Here is a 15,887-nt window from a genome sequence, read left to right on the forward strand (position 1 = left end):
TTTTCCACCCTTCTCGCATAACCGGCAGTAGCAGGTTAACTAGTATTAATTAGAGTGTATCATAGAGGTTTTGCCCCTTACGGGCGACCAGGAGCCAGCGCGATTGAGTAAAAATAAACTCTCCAAAGGGCAGCAGCGCCGCGTAAACGCCAACCACCAGCGCCGTCTTAAAACCACTTCGGAGAAGCCGGATTATGACGATAACCTGTTTGGTGAAGCGACAGAAGGCGTCGTCATCAGCCGTTTCGGTATGCATGCCGATGTGGAATCCGCCGACGGGGATATTCACCGCTGCAATATCCGTCGCACCATCCGTTCACTGGTTACCGGCGATCGCGTGGTCTGGCGTCCGGGTAAAGAGGCGGCTGAAGGGGTCACGGTTAAAGGTATCGTTGAAGCCGTGCATGAACGCACGTCGGTGCTCACCCGCCCGGATTTCTACGATGGCGTGAAGCCGATTGCCGCCAACATTAACCAGATCGTTATTGTTTCGGCGATTTTACCTGAGCTTTCGCTCAATATTATCGACCGTTACCTTGTCGCCTGCGAAACGCTGCAGGTTGAGCCGATCATTGTATTAAACAAAATCGATCTGCTGGACGACGACGGGATGGCCTTCGTCAATGAGCAGATGGATATCTATCGCAATATTGGCTATCGCGTCCTGATGGTCTCCAGCCATACCAAAGATGGTCTGAAACCGCTGGAAGAGGCGCTCACCGATCGCATCAGCATCTTTGCGGGCCAGTCCGGCGTGGGCAAATCGAGTCTGCTGAACAATTTGCTTGGCCTCCAGCAGGCGATCCTTACCAATGATGTGTCTGATGTCTCGGGTCTTGGCCAGCACACCACCACCGCATCACGCCTGTATCACTTCCCGCACGGGGGCGATGTCATCGACTCCCCGGGCGTGCGCGAGTTCGGTTTGTGGCATCTTGAACCGGAACAAATCTTCAACGGATTTGTCGAATTCCATGATTATTTAGGCGCTTGCAAGTACCGCGACTGTAAACACGATAACGACCCAGGTTGCGCTATCCGTGAAGCGGTCGAAAAAGGTGAGATTGCGGAGACCCGCTTCGAGAATTACCACCGCATTCTTGAGAGCATGGATCAGGTAAAAACGCGTAAAAACTTTTCTGATTCTGACAACTGACAACTAAGCTAAGCATCGCTAAAATCGTCCCCTTTTTTCAGGTTCCGGCGGCTTACCGCCGGATCAGGAACGACAAAACAATGGCCTGGAGGCTACCTTGTTAAACGCATTTAAACTTTCGCTTCAATACATTCTGCCAAAACTGTGGCTCACTCGCCTGGCGGGCTGGGGCGCAAGCAAACGCGCGGGCTGGCTGACCAAACTGGTCATCGACCTTTTTGTGAAGTATTACAAGGTCGACATGAAAGAGGCACAGAAGCCAGACACCGCCAGCTACCGTACCTTCAACGAGTTTTTTGTACGCCCGCTGCGCGATGAAGTGCGTCCGCTGAACACCGACCCTAATGTACTGGTGATGCCCGCTGACGGCGTGATCAGCCAGCTGGGTAATATCGAAGACGACAAAATCCTGCAGGCGAAAGGCCATAACTACAGCCTGGAAGCGCTGCTGGCGGGTAACTACCTGATGGCGGACCTGTTCCGTAACGGTACGTTTGCGACCACCTACCTGTCGCCGCGCGACTATCACCGCGTACACATGCCGTGTAACGGTATCCTGCGTGAGATGATCTACGTTCCGGGCGATCTCTTCTCCGTGAACCACCTGACCGCGCAGAACGTACCGAACCTGTTTGCCCGTAACGAACGCGTCATCTGCCTGTTCGATACTGAATTTGGCCCGATGGCGCAAATTCTGGTGGGCGCGACCATTGTCGGCAGTATTGAAACCGTCTGGGCTGGCACCATCACGCCTCCGCGTGAAGGTATCATCAAACGCTGGACGTGGCCTGCCGGTGAAGCGGAAGGCTCTGTCGCCCTGCTGAAAGGTCAGGAGATGGGGCGCTTCAAGCTGGGCTCTACCGTTATCAACCTGTTTGCGCCGGGCAAAGTGAAGCTGGCTGAACAGCTTGAAAGCCTGTCGGTGACCAAACTTGGCCAGCCGCTGGCTGTCTCCACCGAAACTTTTGTGACATCCGATGCAGAACCTGCTCCGCTGTCACAACAAGAGATCAACGCCGAGCATGACGCCAGCCCGCTGGTTGACGACAAAAAAGACGAAGGCTAACAACAGAAGGATCGCTGACGTGCGCCCGATTATCGTTCTACTGATGGCCTGGTGCCTCAGCATGGGGGCGTACGCAGCGACAGCCCCCGACGCCAAACAGATAACTCAGGAACTGGAGCAGGCAAAAGCGGCTAAACCTGCTCAGCCAGAGACCGTCGAGTCGCTTCAGTCCGCCCTGAACGCGCTTGAAGAGAGGAAAGGCTCTCTTGAGCGCGCTCAGCAATATCAGCAAGTTATCGACAACTTCCCCAAACTTTCGCAAACATTGCGCGCACAGCTGGCTAATCTGCGTGATGAGCCGCGCGATGTGCCAGCCAACATGACCACGGACGCCCTGAATCAGGAAATCCTGCAGGTCAGCAGCCAGCTTCTGGAGAAGAGCCGTCTGGCTCAGCAGGAGCAAGAGCGTGCACGTGAAATTGCCGACTCCCTCAGCCAGCTCCCGCAGCAGCAAACCGACGCCCGTCGCCAGCTTAATGAAGTTGAGCGCCGCGTGGGTACGCAAACTGGCAACACGCCGCAGGCGCAGGCACAAAATCTTGGTCTGCAGGCGGAATCGGCGCGTCTGAAAGCCCTGGTAGATGAACTGGAACTGGCGCAGCTGTCCGCCAATAACCGCCAGGAGCTGTCGCGGATGCGCTCGGAACTCGCACAAAAGCAGAGCGAGCAGCTGGATGCGTATCTTCAGGCCCTGCGTAATCAGCTTAATAGCCAGCGCCAGCGCGAGGCCGAACGTGCTCTTGAAAGCACCGAACTGCTGGCGGAAAACAGTGCCAACCTGCCAGCGGACATCGTCGATCAGTTTAAGGTCAACCGTGAGCTTTCTGCCGCACTGAATCAGCAGGCGCAGCGTATGGATCTGGTTGCCTCACAGCAACGTCAGGCGACCAATCAAACCCTGCAGGTGCGTCAGGCGCTCAACACCCTGCGCGAACAGTCCCAGTGGCTTGGGTCATCAAACCTGCTGGGCGAGGCGCTGCGTGCCCAGGTTGCGCGTCTGCCGGAAATGCCGAAGCCGCAGCAGCTGGATACTGAGATGGCCCAGCTACGCGTTCAGCGATTACATTTTGAGGATCTCCTCAATAAGCAGCCGCAAATTCGCCAAATCCGACAGGCGGATGGCCAGCCCCTGACCAGCGAGCAAAACCGGATTCTGGAAGCTCAGCTGCGTACCCAGCGTGAACTGCTGAACTCCCTGCTGCAGGGCGGCGATACGCTGATTCTGGAGCTGACTAAGCTCAAGGTTTCCAACAGCCAGTTGGAAGATGCGCTGAAAGAGGTCAACGAGGCAACGCACCGTTATCTTTTCTGGACATCCGACGTGCGTCCAATGACCTTCTCGTGGCCGATCGAGATCGTGCAGGATTTGCGCCGTCTGATTTCGCTGGACACCGTCAGCCAACTGGGACAGGCCAGCGTGATGATGCTGACCAGCAAAGAGACCATCTTCCCGCTGCTGGGCGCGTTGATTCTGGTGGGATTCAGCATTTACTCACGCAGGCATTTTACCCGTTTCCTGGAGCGTTCCAGCGCACGGGTGGGGAAAGTCACTCAGGACCATTTCTGGCTGACGCTGCGCACCGTGTTTTGGTCGATACTTGTCGCCTCTCCGCTGCCGGTGCTGTGGATGACGCTCGGGTACGGGCTACGGGAAGCCTGGCCCTATCCACTCGCCGTTGCCATTGGCGATGGCGTGACCGCCACGGTACCGCTGCTGTGGGTCGTGATGATCTGCGCCACCCTCGCGCGGCCAAATGGCCTTTTCATTGCCCACTTTGGCTGGCCACGTAACCGCGTTGCGCGCGCCATGCGCTACTACCTGATGAGCATCGGGCTGATTGTGCCGCTGATTATGGCGCTGATCATGTTTGATAATCTCGATGACCGCGAGTTCTCAGGCTCGCTGGGCCGCCTCTGCTTTATGCTGATATGCGGTGCGCTGGCCATTGTCACGCTCAGCCTGAAACGTGCAGGGATACCGCTCTATCTGGATAAATCCGGTAGCGGCGACAACATGTTTAACCGACTGCTCTGGAACCTGCTGCTCAGTGCCCCTCTGATTGCAATGCTGGCCGCAGCAGTGGGATATCTGGCTACCTCGAAGGCGCTACTGGCGCGTCTGGAAACCTCGGTGGCGATCTGGTTCCTGCTTTTGGTGGTGTATCACGTTATCCGCCGCGGAATGCTGATCCAGCGCCGTCGTCTGGCCTTCGACCGCGCCAAGCATCGCCGGGCGGAGATCCTCGCTCAACGTGCGCGAGGTGAGGAAGAGTCAAACCATGTTAACAGCACGGAAGGCACGATAGACGCGGACGAGGTCGAACTGGATCTGGATGCCATCAGTACCCAGTCCCTGCGGCTGGTGCGTTCCATCCTGATGCTGATAGCCCTCCTGTCGGTAATCTTCCTGTGGTCGGAAATTCATTCCGCGTTTGGCTTCCTGGAGAACATCTCTCTGTGGGATGTGACGTCCACGGTGCAGGGCGTGGAAAGCCTGGAGCCGATTACCCTGGGTGCGGTGCTGATTGCCATTCTGGTGCTGATCATCACCACCCAACTGGTGCGTAACTTCCCGGCACTGCTCGAGCTGGCGCTATTGCAGCATCTGGATTTAACCCCCGGCACGGGATATGCGATTACCACCATCACCAAATACCTGATATTGCTTTTTGGTGGGATGGTCGGTTTCTCAATGATTGGTATCGAGTGGTCTAAACTGCAGTGGCTGGTCGCCGCGCTGACGTTTGGCCTGGGTTTTGGCATGCAGGAGATTTTCGCCAACTTTGTGTCCGGCCTGATCATCCTGTTTGAAAAACCGATTCGTATAGGCGATACGGTGACGATTCGCGATCTGACCGGTAGCGTAACGAAGATCAACACTCGCGCCACCACAATCAGTGACTGGGACCGTAAAGAGATCATCGTGCCTAACAAGGCGTTTATCACCGAGCAGTTTATCAACTGGTCGTTGTCAGACTCCGTCACGCGTGTGGTGCTGACAGTGCCGGCACCGTCGGATGCTAACAGTGAAGAAGTCACGCAGATCCTCTATACCGCTGCCGAACGCTGCACGCTGGTGCTCGATAACCCTGCACCGGAAGTGTTCCTGGTCGATTTACAACAGGGGATCCAGATTTTCGAGCTGCGTATCTACGCCGCCGAAATGGGGCACCGAATGCCGCTTCGCCACGAGATCCACCAGCTGATTCTGGCGGGCTTCCGCGAGCACGGAATTGATATGCCGTTCCCACCGTTCCAGATGCGTCTGGAAAGTATGGACGGACGAAAGATGGGTAAAACCCTAACCTCGACGGCAAGAACCCGCCCGGCAGGAAGTTTGTAACTGTCTCCCCTCCCTTTCGGGAGGGGTATTTTAGCGCTATGCCACTTCCGTGACGAACGCCTGCGAGCGTCGACGGTAATTCTCGTAAATCCCCATCGCCAGCAGCGAGAAGAAGATCGGTCCACCAACCATCCACAACGCGCTGTTCCAGTCATTCGCCTCAACCACGGGCTGTATAACGGTAAAGATGTTGGCAAACGCCACGACCAGCACCACTACCGTGGTCGCCAGCAGCGTTGCCGCGCGGGTTTTGAAGATCACAAACGGACGCTCAAGATCCTGCTTCGCTTTGAAGAACGGGAACGCCAGGGTCAGGAACAGGTAGGGCAGCGTCATCGACACGTTCGCCATCAGGGTCAGCTTGTTGTAAAACGCAGACGCCGTATCGCCACCAAAAGACACCAGCAGGATGAACATGCAGACCAGCAGACACTGCATCCACATAGCGTTAGCTGGCATTCCTGCGGTGTTCAACTGCGTCATGTGTGCTGGCCACAGCGCTTTAGGCGTACCCTGAATGATCGCTTTCAGCGGCGAGTAGATCAGCGTGAAGAATGCGCCGGTATAGGCGAGGAACATCGACAGGCCGGTGATACGCGCAAACCAGACTCCCATTACCGATGCCGCCTCGGGGCTCAGGTTCATCGCCTGCCCCAGGGTCATCCCCAGGCTTTTCATTAGCACATACGTAATGTTGCCGAGGTTAGTGGTGTTATTGCTCAACACCTGTTGCCAGTTGGTACTGACGCCCCAGAGGAAAATGGCCAGTGAATAGCCGATGGAAATCACGATAGCGGCAAAAATAATCCCTTTGGCGAAGTTCTTTTCCGGGTTCTCGGTCTTGTCGACCAGCCCGCCTACCGCTTCAATACCACCGTAAGCGAAGATGGCAAACACCACAAAGGAGAGCATAGCCAGCCCGGACTGATAACCCGGATTAGGGGATGAAACAAAATTGACCTCCTGCGCAAAATGCCCGCCGTTCAGGCACAGAATAGCGATACTCACCAGCAGCAGCACCAGGTTCAGACACATCACTGAAATACCACCAACCGCGGTGATACGGGCAATTTTGTTGATGCCTTTCGACGCCACCAGCGTGACCATCACCATCCAGAAGACCGCCAGAATACCGACGACCTGCGTGGAGCTCAGCCCCGCCAGCGACCAGACCTGCGTTTTATCCGTACCAAAAAGAAACGTGGAGAATGGCACCCAGACTTTGGCCGCCGTGCTGACCATCCACACGACGTAGGATGAAAACCACATAAACGTCCCGATAAACGCGTAACGCGGGCCGATACTGTTGTTCATCCACGAATAGATACCGCCCTCTTCTTTTCGGTAAGCCGAGCCCATCTCCGCCATCATTAGCGCAAACGGGATAAAGAAGAACAGAGCAGAAACGATATAAAACGGCGTCGCGCTATAGCCCATCAGATAGAAAGCCGACGGGCTGTTAGCAAAGCCAAAAACTGACGTAAAAATCATCAGTATGAGCCCGGTAAGGGTCATTTTTTTTAGTGAGTGGGACATATAACCATCCGAAGAGGAATTAAACTGCGCGGATGGTAGCAGATGACCAGACAAATATTGTGGCTATACGAGGCAATTTAAGAAAAAGACCCGTGTACACAGAAAATGGCAGTTTTTAATGTTGCCATGACGAAATGGAAAGGATAATTGCCACCAGAAGCGTAGGCCGGGTAAGCGATAGCGCCACCCGGCAATTCTTTACGCGCGATCGACCGTAAAGGCAATCACATCGCCCAGTTGCTCTGCGCCAAGAGCCAGCATTACCAGACGGTCAACACCCAGCGCTACGCCTGAGCAGTCCGGCAGACCGGCTTTTAACGCTTCCAGCAGGTTGTTATCAATTGGCTGCTGCGGCAGACCACGCGCGCCGCGCTTGCGGTTATCCTGCTCAAAACGCTGCTGCTGTTCACGCGCGTCGGTCAGTTCGTGGAAACCGTTCGCCAGCTCAATGCCTTTGTAATAGACCTCAAAACGCTCCGCCACGCGGTGATCTTCGGTGCTGATCTGCGCCAGTGACGCCTGGCTTGCCGGGAAATGGTAAACAAAGGTCGGGCGATCTTTGCCAATCAGCGGTTCAACGCCAAAAGTGAACAGCAGTTGCAGCAGCGTGTCGCGATCCTCTTCGGTATCCGCCACGTTGCTCAGATCCAGTTTTGCCGCCACTTCGCGCAGCTGGGCCTTGTCCGCCGACAGCGGATCGATTTCCAGATGGCGCTGGAAAGCCTGCTGATAAGAGAGCGTTTCTGCTTCTGAACACTCCAGTACCTGCTGCAACAGATCGTCCACCTCATTCATCAGGCGGTACATATCATAATGCGGGCGGTACCACTCCAGCATGGTGAATTCCGGGTTATGGTGACGACCCATCTCTTCATTTCGGAAACTGCGGCACAGCTGATACACCGGACCACACCCCGCCGCCAGCAGGCGTTTCATGTGGTATTCCGGGCTGGTCATCAGATACAGATTCATGCCCTGAGAGTGGCCAGGACCAACAAAACGGGTTTCAAACGGGACCAGATGAATATCCGTCACCGTTGCCTGACTCATGCACGGGGTTTCCACCTCCAGGACACCGCGGTCGGCAAAGAAACGGCGGATCTCCGTCATAATTGCAGCGCGTTTTAACAGATTTGGGATGGATGCGCTCGGCTGCCAGGTGGCCGTTTCGCTCATGAGTTTTTCTCCGATTTCAGACAAGGGCACGAAGTCTACTCGTTAGCAGGGACAGAGACAAATTTTGCGCAGTAAAAAAGCGCATTTCATTTAGGTTGATTATTTCGTGACGTAATTCATCAATCACGATGATAAATCACCGCACAGAACAGCAAAAAAATCGAACACGTCAAATTTCCCTGACATCTACACGGTTATACTCTTTTACCCATAAAGGAGCAGTGGAAACGCTTTCGCAATCGTCCCTTTGGACGGGTGAACTACCTTTAGTTTGTCGCGTTGCGAAATAACAAAAATCTGGAGGAATGTCGTGCAAACTTTTCAAGCCGATCTTGCCGTAATTGGCGCTGGCGGGGCTGGATTACGTGCTGCGATTGCTGCAGCGCAGGCTAATCCAAACGCTAAAATCGCACTGATTTCAAAAGTCTATCCGATGCGCAGCCACACGGTTGCCGCAGAAGGAGGGTCCGCCGCCGTTGCGCAGGATCATGACAGCTTTGAATACCATTTCCACGACACGGTTGCAGGGGGCGACTGGCTTTGCGAACAGGATGTCGTTGACTACTTTGTCCATCATTGTCCAACGGAGATGACCCAGCTTGAGCAGTGGGGATGCCCGTGGAGCCGCCGTCCGGACGGCAGCGTCAACGTCCGCCGCTTCGGCGGAATGAAGATTGAACGCACCTGGTTCGCCGCCGATAAGACCGGCTTCCACATGTTGCATACCCTGTTCCAGACCTCCCTTCAGTTCCCACAAATTCAGCGCTTTGATGAACATTTCGTCCTCGATATCCTGGTTGATGACGGGCATGCGCGCGGCCTGGTGGCAATGAACATGATGGAAGGCACGCTCGTTCAGATCCGCGCTAACGCGGTGGTGATGGCAACGGGCGGCGCGGGACGCGTGTACCGCTACAACACCAACGGCGGCATCGTTACCGGTGACGGCATGGGCATGGCGCTCAGCCACGGCGTGCCGCTGCGTGATATGGAGTTTGTGCAGTATCACCCAACCGGTCTGCCAGGGTCCGGCATTTTGATGACGGAAGGCTGCCGCGGTGAAGGCGGTATTCTGGTCAACAAAAACGGCTACCGCTATCTGCAGGATTACGGTATGGGTCCGGAAACGCCGCTTGGCGAGCCGAAGAACAAATACATGGAACTCGGCCCGCGCGACAAAGTTTCTCAGGCCTTCTGGCACGAGTGGCGCAAAGGCAACACCATCTCAACGCCGCGCGGGGACGTGGTTTACCTTGACCTGCGTCACCTGGGCGAGAAGAAACTGCTGGAACGTCTGCCGTTTATCTGTGAGCTGGCGAAAGCCTATGTGGGCGTCGACCCGGTGAAAGAGCCGATTCCGGTTCGCCCAACTGCACACTACACCATGGGCGGTATCGAAACCGATCAGCAGTGTGAAACCCGTATTCAGGGCCTGTTTGCGGTGGGCGAATGTTCCTCTGTGGGTCTGCACGGCGCCAACCGTCTGGGATCTAACTCGCTGGCAGAGCTGGTGGTCTTTGGCCGCATGGCGGGCGAACGCGCAATGGAGCGTGCCGCAACCGCAGGCGAAGCTAACGGTGCCGCGCTGGATGCGCAGGTCGCAGACGTTGAAAAACGCCTGAAAGATCTGGTGAACCAGGAAGGTAACGAGAACTGGTCGAAGATCCGCGATGAAATGGGTCTGTCGATGGAAGAAGGCTGCGGTATCTACCGTACCCCTGAGCTGATGCAGAAAACCGTCGACAAGCTGGCGGAGCTGCAGGAGCGCTTCAAGCGCGTGCGCATCACCGACACCTCCAGCGTCTTCAATACCGACCTGCTCTATACCATTGAGCTGGGCCACGGCCTGAACGTCGCGGAATGTATGGCGCACTCTGCGCTGGCGCGTAAAGAGTCGCGTGGGGCGCACCAGCGTCTGGACGAAGGCTGCACCGAACGTGACGACGTTAATTTCCTGAAACACACTCTCGCCTGGCGCGATGCGGATGGCACAACGCGCTTGGACTACAGCGACGTGAAAATCACCACGCTGCCGCCGGCTAAACGCGTGTACGGCGCAGAAGCAGAAGCCGCCGAGAAGAAGGAGAAGGCGAATGGCTGAGATGCAAAAACTGAAAGTTGAAGTGGTGCGCTACAATCCGGAAGTGGATACCGCCCCCCACAGCGCTTTCTATGAAGTGCCTTATGACGAGCAAACCTCCCTGCTGGATGCGCTCGGCTATATCAAAGATAACCTGGCACCGGACCTGAGCTACCGCTGGTCATGCCGCATGGCAATCTGCGGCTCCTGCGGCATGATGGTCAACAAAGTGCCGAAGCTGGCATGCAAAACCTTCCTGCGCGATTACACCAAAGGCATCAAGGTTGAAGCATTGGGTAATTTCCCAATCGAGCGCGATCTGGTGGTCGATATGACGCACTTTATCGAAAGTCTGGAAGCGATTAAGCCGTACATCATTGGCAACCCGCGTACCCCGGATCAGGGACCCAATACCCAGACGCCAGCGCAGATGGCGAAATACCATCAGTTCTCCGGCTGCATCAACTGCGGCCTGTGCTACGCCGCTTGTCCCCAGTTTGGCCTGAACCCTGAGTTCATCGGCCCGGCCGCCATTACCCTGGCGCACCGCTATAACGAAGACAGCCGCGACCACGGTAAAAAAGAACGCATGGCGCAGCTTAACAGCCAGAACGGCGTCTGGACCTGTACCTTTGTGGGTTATTGCTCCGAAGTCTGTCCGAAGCATGTCGACCCTGCCGCCGCAATTCAGCAGGGTAAAGTGGAAAGCTCGAAAGACTTTCTTATCGCTACCCTGAAACCACGCTAAGGAGTGCATGATGACGACTAAACGCAAAGCCTATGTGCGGCCAGTGCCGTCCACCTGGTGGAAAAACCTGCCGTTTTATCGCTTCTACATGCTGCGTGAAGGCACGGCGGTACCGGCGGTCTGGTTCAGCCTTGAGCTGATGTATGGCGTTTTTGCCCTCAAGCACGGGCCGGAAACCTGGGCGAACTTTGTCGGTTTCCTGCAAAACCCCATCATTGTAATTCTGAACCTGATCGTGCTCGCGGCAGCGCTGCTTCATACCAAAACCTGGTTTGAACTGGCGCCAAAAGCGGCAAACATCATCGTAAAAGGCGAGAAAATGGGGCCAGAGCCGGTGATTAAAGGGCTATGGGGAGTGACGATCCTGGTCACTGTGGTCATTCTGTTTGTCGCACTGTTCTGGTAAGGAGACGACTGTGATTAATCCAAATCCAAAACGTTCAGACGAGCCGGTCTTCTGGGGCCTGTTTGGCGCAGGCGGCATGTGGAGCGCCATCATCGCGCCGGTGATCATTCTGCTGGTCGGGATTATGCTGCCGCTGGGGTTATTCCCGGGCGATGCGCTGAGCTACGAACGCGTGCTGGCGTTTGCGAGCAGCTTTATTGGTCGGGTATTCATCTTCCTGATGATCGTCCTGCCGCTGTGGTGTGGCCTGCACCGTATTCACCATGCGATGCATGACCTGAAAATCCATGTACCGAGCGGTAAATGGGTATTCTACGGTCTGGCGACCATCCTGACCGTGGTGACGCTGATTGCCGTGGTCACTATCTGATACATTTGGCCCGCCCTCCGGCGGGCCTTTTATTTCTGCATTTTTCCCACCAGCCATTGAGCAAACTCATGCATTGCGGGGGTTTCAGCCCTCGACTGTAATCGCGTGAGCCAGTAACTCCCCAGGTCAATCCGGGTGGCAAACGGCTGCACGATACGCTCGCTATTGAGCAGATGGGTAAACATATCCACAGGTGCTATGGCGATGCCCACACCTGCCTGCGCGGCTTCCAGCATGGTCACGGACGAATCAAAGACCATCACCCGATGCGTGGGTGACGGGGGATGTTCACCTGCCGCCTGCATCCACGCCGACCATTCGTCGCGTCGGTAGGAGCGCAGCAGGGTAAACTTCAGAATGTCGGCCGGAGACTGGAGCCCGAGAGCAATATCGGGTGAGCAAAGCGGGGACAGCGGTGCAGAACACAGGAACTGTGCTTCAGTGCCGTGCCACGCCCCGCCACCGTAGCGAATCGTATAATCCAGCCCTTCCGCCGCGGGATCGACGCGGTTGTTATGGGTCGAAAGATGAAGATCGATATGCGGATAGCAGCGACGAAAGTCCGCGAGCTGCGAGAATAAAACACCGGTAGCAAAGGTGCCGACCACACCCACTTTTAGCTTCTCCTGGGCGCGATGACTGGCAAAGCGATCCAGCATTCCGGCGATCCGATCGAATGAATCATTCAACACCGGCAGCAAGTTTTCACCTTCCGTGGTCAGCATCAGCCCGCGCGAAACGCGGACAAACAGCTGACAATTCAGATGCTGCTCCAGCGCTTTAACGTGCTGGCTGATGGCAGAGTGGGTCACGTTCAGCTCTATCGCGGCATGCGTAAAACTGAGGTGTCTGGCGGCCGCTTCGAAAGCGCGAAGGGAATTAAGCGGGAGATAGCTGCGGGTCATCATTACATCCGTTAGAAAAATTAACAGCTAATGCTAAATTTAACCGTTTGTCAGCCACAGTCAAATCCAACAGACTACTGAGGTCTGACGGGCCCGGACACTCCCTTGAACCGCTATTACGGAAGATAACTGATGAAGACAAAATCCCTTTGCTGTGCCCTGCTGCTCAGCACCTCCTGCTCTGTTCTCGCCGCGCCGATGTCAGAGAAACAGCTGTCTGACGTGGTGGAACGTACCGTTACCCCCCTGATGAAAGCGCAAGCCATTCCGGGCATGGCGGTAGCGGTGATTTATCAGGGTCAGCCGCACTACTTTACCTTCGGAAAGGCCGATGTTGCGGCGAACAAACCTGTCACCCCGCAAACCCTGTTTGAACTGGGCTCTATAAGTAAAACCTTCACCGGCGTATTAGGTGGCGATGCGATTGCGCGCGGAGAAATATCGCTGGGCGACCCCGTGACAAAGTACTGGCCCGAGCTAACAGGCAAGCAGTGGCAGGGTATTCGCATGTTGGATCTGGCGACCTACACCGCGGGTGGCCTGCCGCTACAGGTGCCGGATGAGGTCACGGATAACGCCTCCCTGCTGCGTTTCTATCAACACTGGCAACCGCAGTGGAAACCAGGCGCAACGCGTCTTTATGCGAACGCCAGCATCGGGCTTTTTGGCGCCCTCGCGGTTAAACCCTCCGGTATGAGCTTTGAACAGGCCATGACGAAGCGGGTCTTCAAGCCACTCAAACTGGACCATACATGGATTAACGTTCCGAAAGAAGAAGAGGCGCATTACGCCTGGGGATACCGTGATGGTAAAGCGGTCCACGTTTCACCGGGAATGCTGGATGCCGAAGCGTATGGTGTCAAAACCAACGTCCAGGATATATCGAGCTGGGTGAAGGCCAACATGAACCCTGCCGCCCTTCCGGATTCAACGCTGAAACAGGGTATTGCCCTGGCACAGTCTCGCTACTGGCGCGTGGGTGCCATGTATCAGGGTCTGGGCTGGGAGATGCTCAACTGGCCGGTAGAAGCCAAAACCGTCGTGGAGGGCAGCGATAACAAGGTGGCTCTTGCACCGTTACCGGTGGCAGAAGTGAACCCTCCAGCTCCGCCAGTAAAAGCATCATGGGTACATAAAACAGGCTCGACGGGTGGATTCGGCAGCTATGTCGCATTTATTCCTGAGAAGGAACTCGGCATTGTTATGCTGGCGAACAAGAGCTACCCGAACCCGGCGCGCGTGGAAGCGGCATACCGTATTCTGAGCGCTCTGCAGTAAAACCTTGCCGGGTGGCGCTGATGCCCACCCGGCCTGCAAAATTCCCGCATTTTCCCTGCTGTCATCTACACTTAACAAAAAACAGTAAGGAAACTCCTATGCGCATTCTGCCTGTTATCGCCGCGGTGACAGCCGCGTTTTTAGTGGTTGCCTGCAGTTCCCCTACCCCACCTCCTGGTGTCACTGTCGTCACGCCTTTTGACGCACAACGCTTTCTCGGAACATGGTATGAAATCGCCCGCCTCGACCATCGGTTCGAACAGGGTTTAGAGAAGGTGACTGCACATTACAGCACGATGGAGGATGGGGGTATTCAGGTTATCAACCGGGGCTATAACCCCGATCGGCAGATGTGGCAGCAGTCTGTCGGGAAAGCATACTTCACCGGCGACCCGCGACGGGCCGCGCTCAAAGTCTCTTTCATTGGCCCCTTCTATGGCGGCTATAACGTGATAGCGCTCGACAGAGAGTACCGTCACGCACTGGTCTGCGGGCCGGATCGCAACTATCTGTGGATTCTTTCCCGCACGCCAACCATTTCGTCGGAGATGAAACAGCAGATGCTGGATGTCGCGACCCGGCAAGGGTTTGATGTGTCGAAACTCATCTGGGTTAAACAGCCCCACTAATGGGTGCTGAGCTTCAGTCCAATGATACCGGCCACAATCAGGGCGAGGCTGGCGATACGCGCCAGGCTCGCTGACTCACCCAGCAACAGAATACCGGTAATTGCAGCCCCCACGGCACCAATCCCCGTCCAGACAGCATAGGCTGTTCCCACGGGCAGGGAACGCATCGCCCATGAGAGCAGAACAATACTCACTATCATCGCAGAAACGGTAATGACGCTGGGCGTCAGGCGGGTAAAACCGTGTGTGTACTTAAGACCAATCGCCCATACCACTTCGAGCAGGCCGGCAATAAAAAGAATAATCCAGGACATTTCAGGCTCCTTAACTTAAATAAGTTGGGGCCGTCCCCGATGAAGAAAGCGCTTACGGGTCGTCCCGCAAGGCAGATAACGCCTCATATTTTGGTTAACGTGCGATTTTTTTTCAATCATTTTCTGCTGACCCCCTTAAGGCCAGAAATAGCCGCAGTAAGGCGCGCAGTTCAGGCATTTATTACTCATCGGACTTCTCTATGATGATGTGCTTTCTGATGGCAGGAAGCCAAACCACTAGCCGACTGCGAATAAAATATGTTCAAAATACTTTTGATTGACCGTTGTCACTTTACCCGCGCGGGGTTTGAAGCATGGCTCAATCATTCCGGTTTATTCCCGGGACATTACGTTGTGACCGGGCTGAACAATCTTTTCCTCGCCAGAGAGCACATTCTGCAATGGAAACCCTCACTGGTTATCGCTGACCTGCATGGTTTCAGGCAGGATACTCCCCATTTCCAGCAATTCTCTTCCTTACTGAATGCCAGCGAAAAACTCCCCTTTATTATGTTGCAATCGCGAGAGGACAGAGACATGACGGCCTGGCTGGAGAACTTCCCTGTCTGGTCTTCACTCATGAAAAATGCCCGTCTTGAGGAACTCGCCACGGTTATTAATGACGCTTTAATTTCGGGCTCAGACACGCACAGACCAACAGTGGCCACGCCGTTGCTGACCCGCCAGGAGGAGAAAGTGCTGACAATGTGGATGGACGGCGCAAGCAATCAAAAAATTGCCGCTCACCTGAGTATCAATGGGAAAACGGTATATACCTACAAGCGAAATATCCGCATGAAGCTGCATATGGACACGCGCTTTTCCCCGTTTTTATCTCCGCAGGGTACAGAAAACTGACGGTACGAAACCCTTCTGGTTC

14 protein-coding genes are annotated in these 15,887 nt (G+C 55.3%); 10 read left to right on the forward strand and 4 right to left on the reverse strand.

The features are described from left to right. Window positions 1-103 precede the first annotated feature (103 nt). The 3 genes from rsgA to mscM all read left to right on the forward strand — a co-directional run bounded on the left by rsgA (window position 104) and on the right by mscM (window position 5,565). Entirely contained in the window at window positions 104-1,156 is a 1,053-nt protein-coding gene (rsgA, locus tag O1723_RS19645; protein ID WP_014882220.1) for a small ribosomal subunit biogenesis GTPase RsgA, read from the forward strand. Between the two features lie 97 nt (window positions 1,157-1,253). Beyond that, a complete protein-coding gene (asd, locus tag O1723_RS19650) occupies window positions 1,254-2,222 on the forward strand; it encodes an archaetidylserine decarboxylase (RefSeq protein ID WP_014882219.1) in 969 nt (322 codons plus the stop codon). A gap of 19 nt (window positions 2,223-2,241) precedes the next feature. Next, a complete protein-coding gene (gene mscM, locus O1723_RS19655; RefSeq protein WP_014882218.1) occupies window positions 2,242-5,565 on the forward strand; it encodes a miniconductance mechanosensitive channel MscM in 3,324 nt (1,107 codons plus the stop codon). 36 nt (window positions 5,566-5,601) lie between these two features. Here the strand turns inward: mscM and yjeM are convergent, their stop codons facing one another. Together yjeM and epmA are read right to left on the reverse strand one after the other, a co-directional pair. Further along, entirely contained in the window at window positions 5,602-7,101 is a 1,500-nt protein-coding gene (gene yjeM, locus O1723_RS19660; protein WP_248191062.1) for a glutamate/gamma-aminobutyrate family transporter YjeM, read from the reverse strand. Between the two features lie 198 nt (window positions 7,102-7,299). After that, window positions 7,300-8,277, reverse strand: a complete 978-nt coding sequence (gene epmA / locus O1723_RS19665) for an elongation factor P--(R)-beta-lysine ligase (RefSeq protein ID WP_014882216.1) — start codon at window positions 8,275-8,277, stop codon at window positions 7,300-7,302. A gap of 310 nt (window positions 8,278-8,587) precedes the next feature. Here epmA and frdA point away from each other — a divergent pair, with 310 nt between their 5' ends. From frdA to frdD, 4 genes are read left to right on the forward strand one after another with little or no spacing between them, the layout of a single operon-like run. After that, window positions 8,588-10,378, forward strand: coding sequence for a fumarate reductase (quinol) flavoprotein subunit (gene frdA, locus O1723_RS19670; protein WP_014882215.1), 1,791 nt, complete (start codon window positions 8,588-8,590; stop codon window positions 10,376-10,378). Next, the gene (gene frdB / locus O1723_RS19675; RefSeq protein WP_014882214.1) at window positions 10,371-11,105 is read left to right on the forward strand and encodes a fumarate reductase iron-sulfur protein; all 735 of its coding nucleotides are present in this window, start codon (window positions 10,371-10,373) and stop codon (window positions 11,103-11,105) included. The genes frdA and frdB overlap by 8 nt, the downstream gene beginning before the upstream one ends. Window positions 11,106-11,115: 10 nt before the next feature. Next, window positions 11,116-11,511: a fumarate reductase subunit FrdC gene (frdC, locus tag O1723_RS19680; RefSeq protein ID WP_014882213.1), complete on the forward strand. Its 396-nt coding sequence runs from the start codon at window positions 11,116-11,118 to the stop codon at window positions 11,509-11,511. Between the two features lie 10 nt (window positions 11,512-11,521). Beyond that, window positions 11,522-11,881: a fumarate reductase subunit FrdD gene (gene frdD, locus O1723_RS19685; protein ID WP_000609653.1), complete on the forward strand. Its 360-nt coding sequence runs from the start codon at window positions 11,522-11,524 to the stop codon at window positions 11,879-11,881. Window positions 11,882-11,910: 29 nt separating this feature from the next. Here frdD and ampR read toward each other — a convergent pair whose 3' ends face one another. Beyond that, the gene (ampR, locus tag O1723_RS19690; protein WP_014882212.1) at window positions 11,911-12,786 is read right to left on the reverse strand and encodes a LysR family transcriptional regulator AmpR; all 876 of its coding nucleotides are present in this window, start codon (window positions 12,784-12,786) and stop codon (window positions 11,911-11,913) included. 132 nt (window positions 12,787-12,918) lie between these two features. Between ampR and O1723_RS19695 the strand changes: the two genes are divergently transcribed. After that, window positions 12,919-14,064: a cephalosporin-hydrolyzing class C beta-lactamase ACT-52 gene (locus O1723_RS19695; protein ID WP_014882211.1), complete on the forward strand. Its 1,146-nt coding sequence runs from the start codon at window positions 12,919-12,921 to the stop codon at window positions 14,062-14,064. A 98-nt stretch (window positions 14,065-14,162) separates the two neighbouring features. After that, window positions 14,163-14,693, forward strand: coding sequence for a lipocalin family protein (locus O1723_RS19700; protein ID WP_014882210.1), 531 nt, complete (start codon window positions 14,163-14,165; stop codon window positions 14,691-14,693). Here the strand turns inward: O1723_RS19700 and sugE are convergent. Beyond that, window positions 14,690-15,007: a quaternary ammonium compound efflux SMR transporter SugE gene (sugE, locus tag O1723_RS19705; RefSeq protein ID WP_014882209.1), complete on the reverse strand. Its 318-nt coding sequence runs from the start codon at window positions 15,005-15,007 to the stop codon at window positions 14,690-14,692. The two genes, O1723_RS19700 and sugE, sit on opposite strands and share 4 nt — an antisense overlap. Window positions 15,008-15,265: 258 nt before the next feature. Between sugE and O1723_RS19710 the strand changes: the two genes are divergently transcribed. After that, window positions 15,266-15,865, forward strand: a complete 600-nt coding sequence (locus O1723_RS19710) for a helix-turn-helix transcriptional regulator (RefSeq protein WP_014882208.1) — start codon at window positions 15,266-15,268, stop codon at window positions 15,863-15,865. The last annotated feature ends 22 nt before the right edge of the window (window positions 15,866-15,887 follow it).

This window comes from Enterobacter cloacae complex sp. HYC080_NIDB (assembly GCF_056673325.1).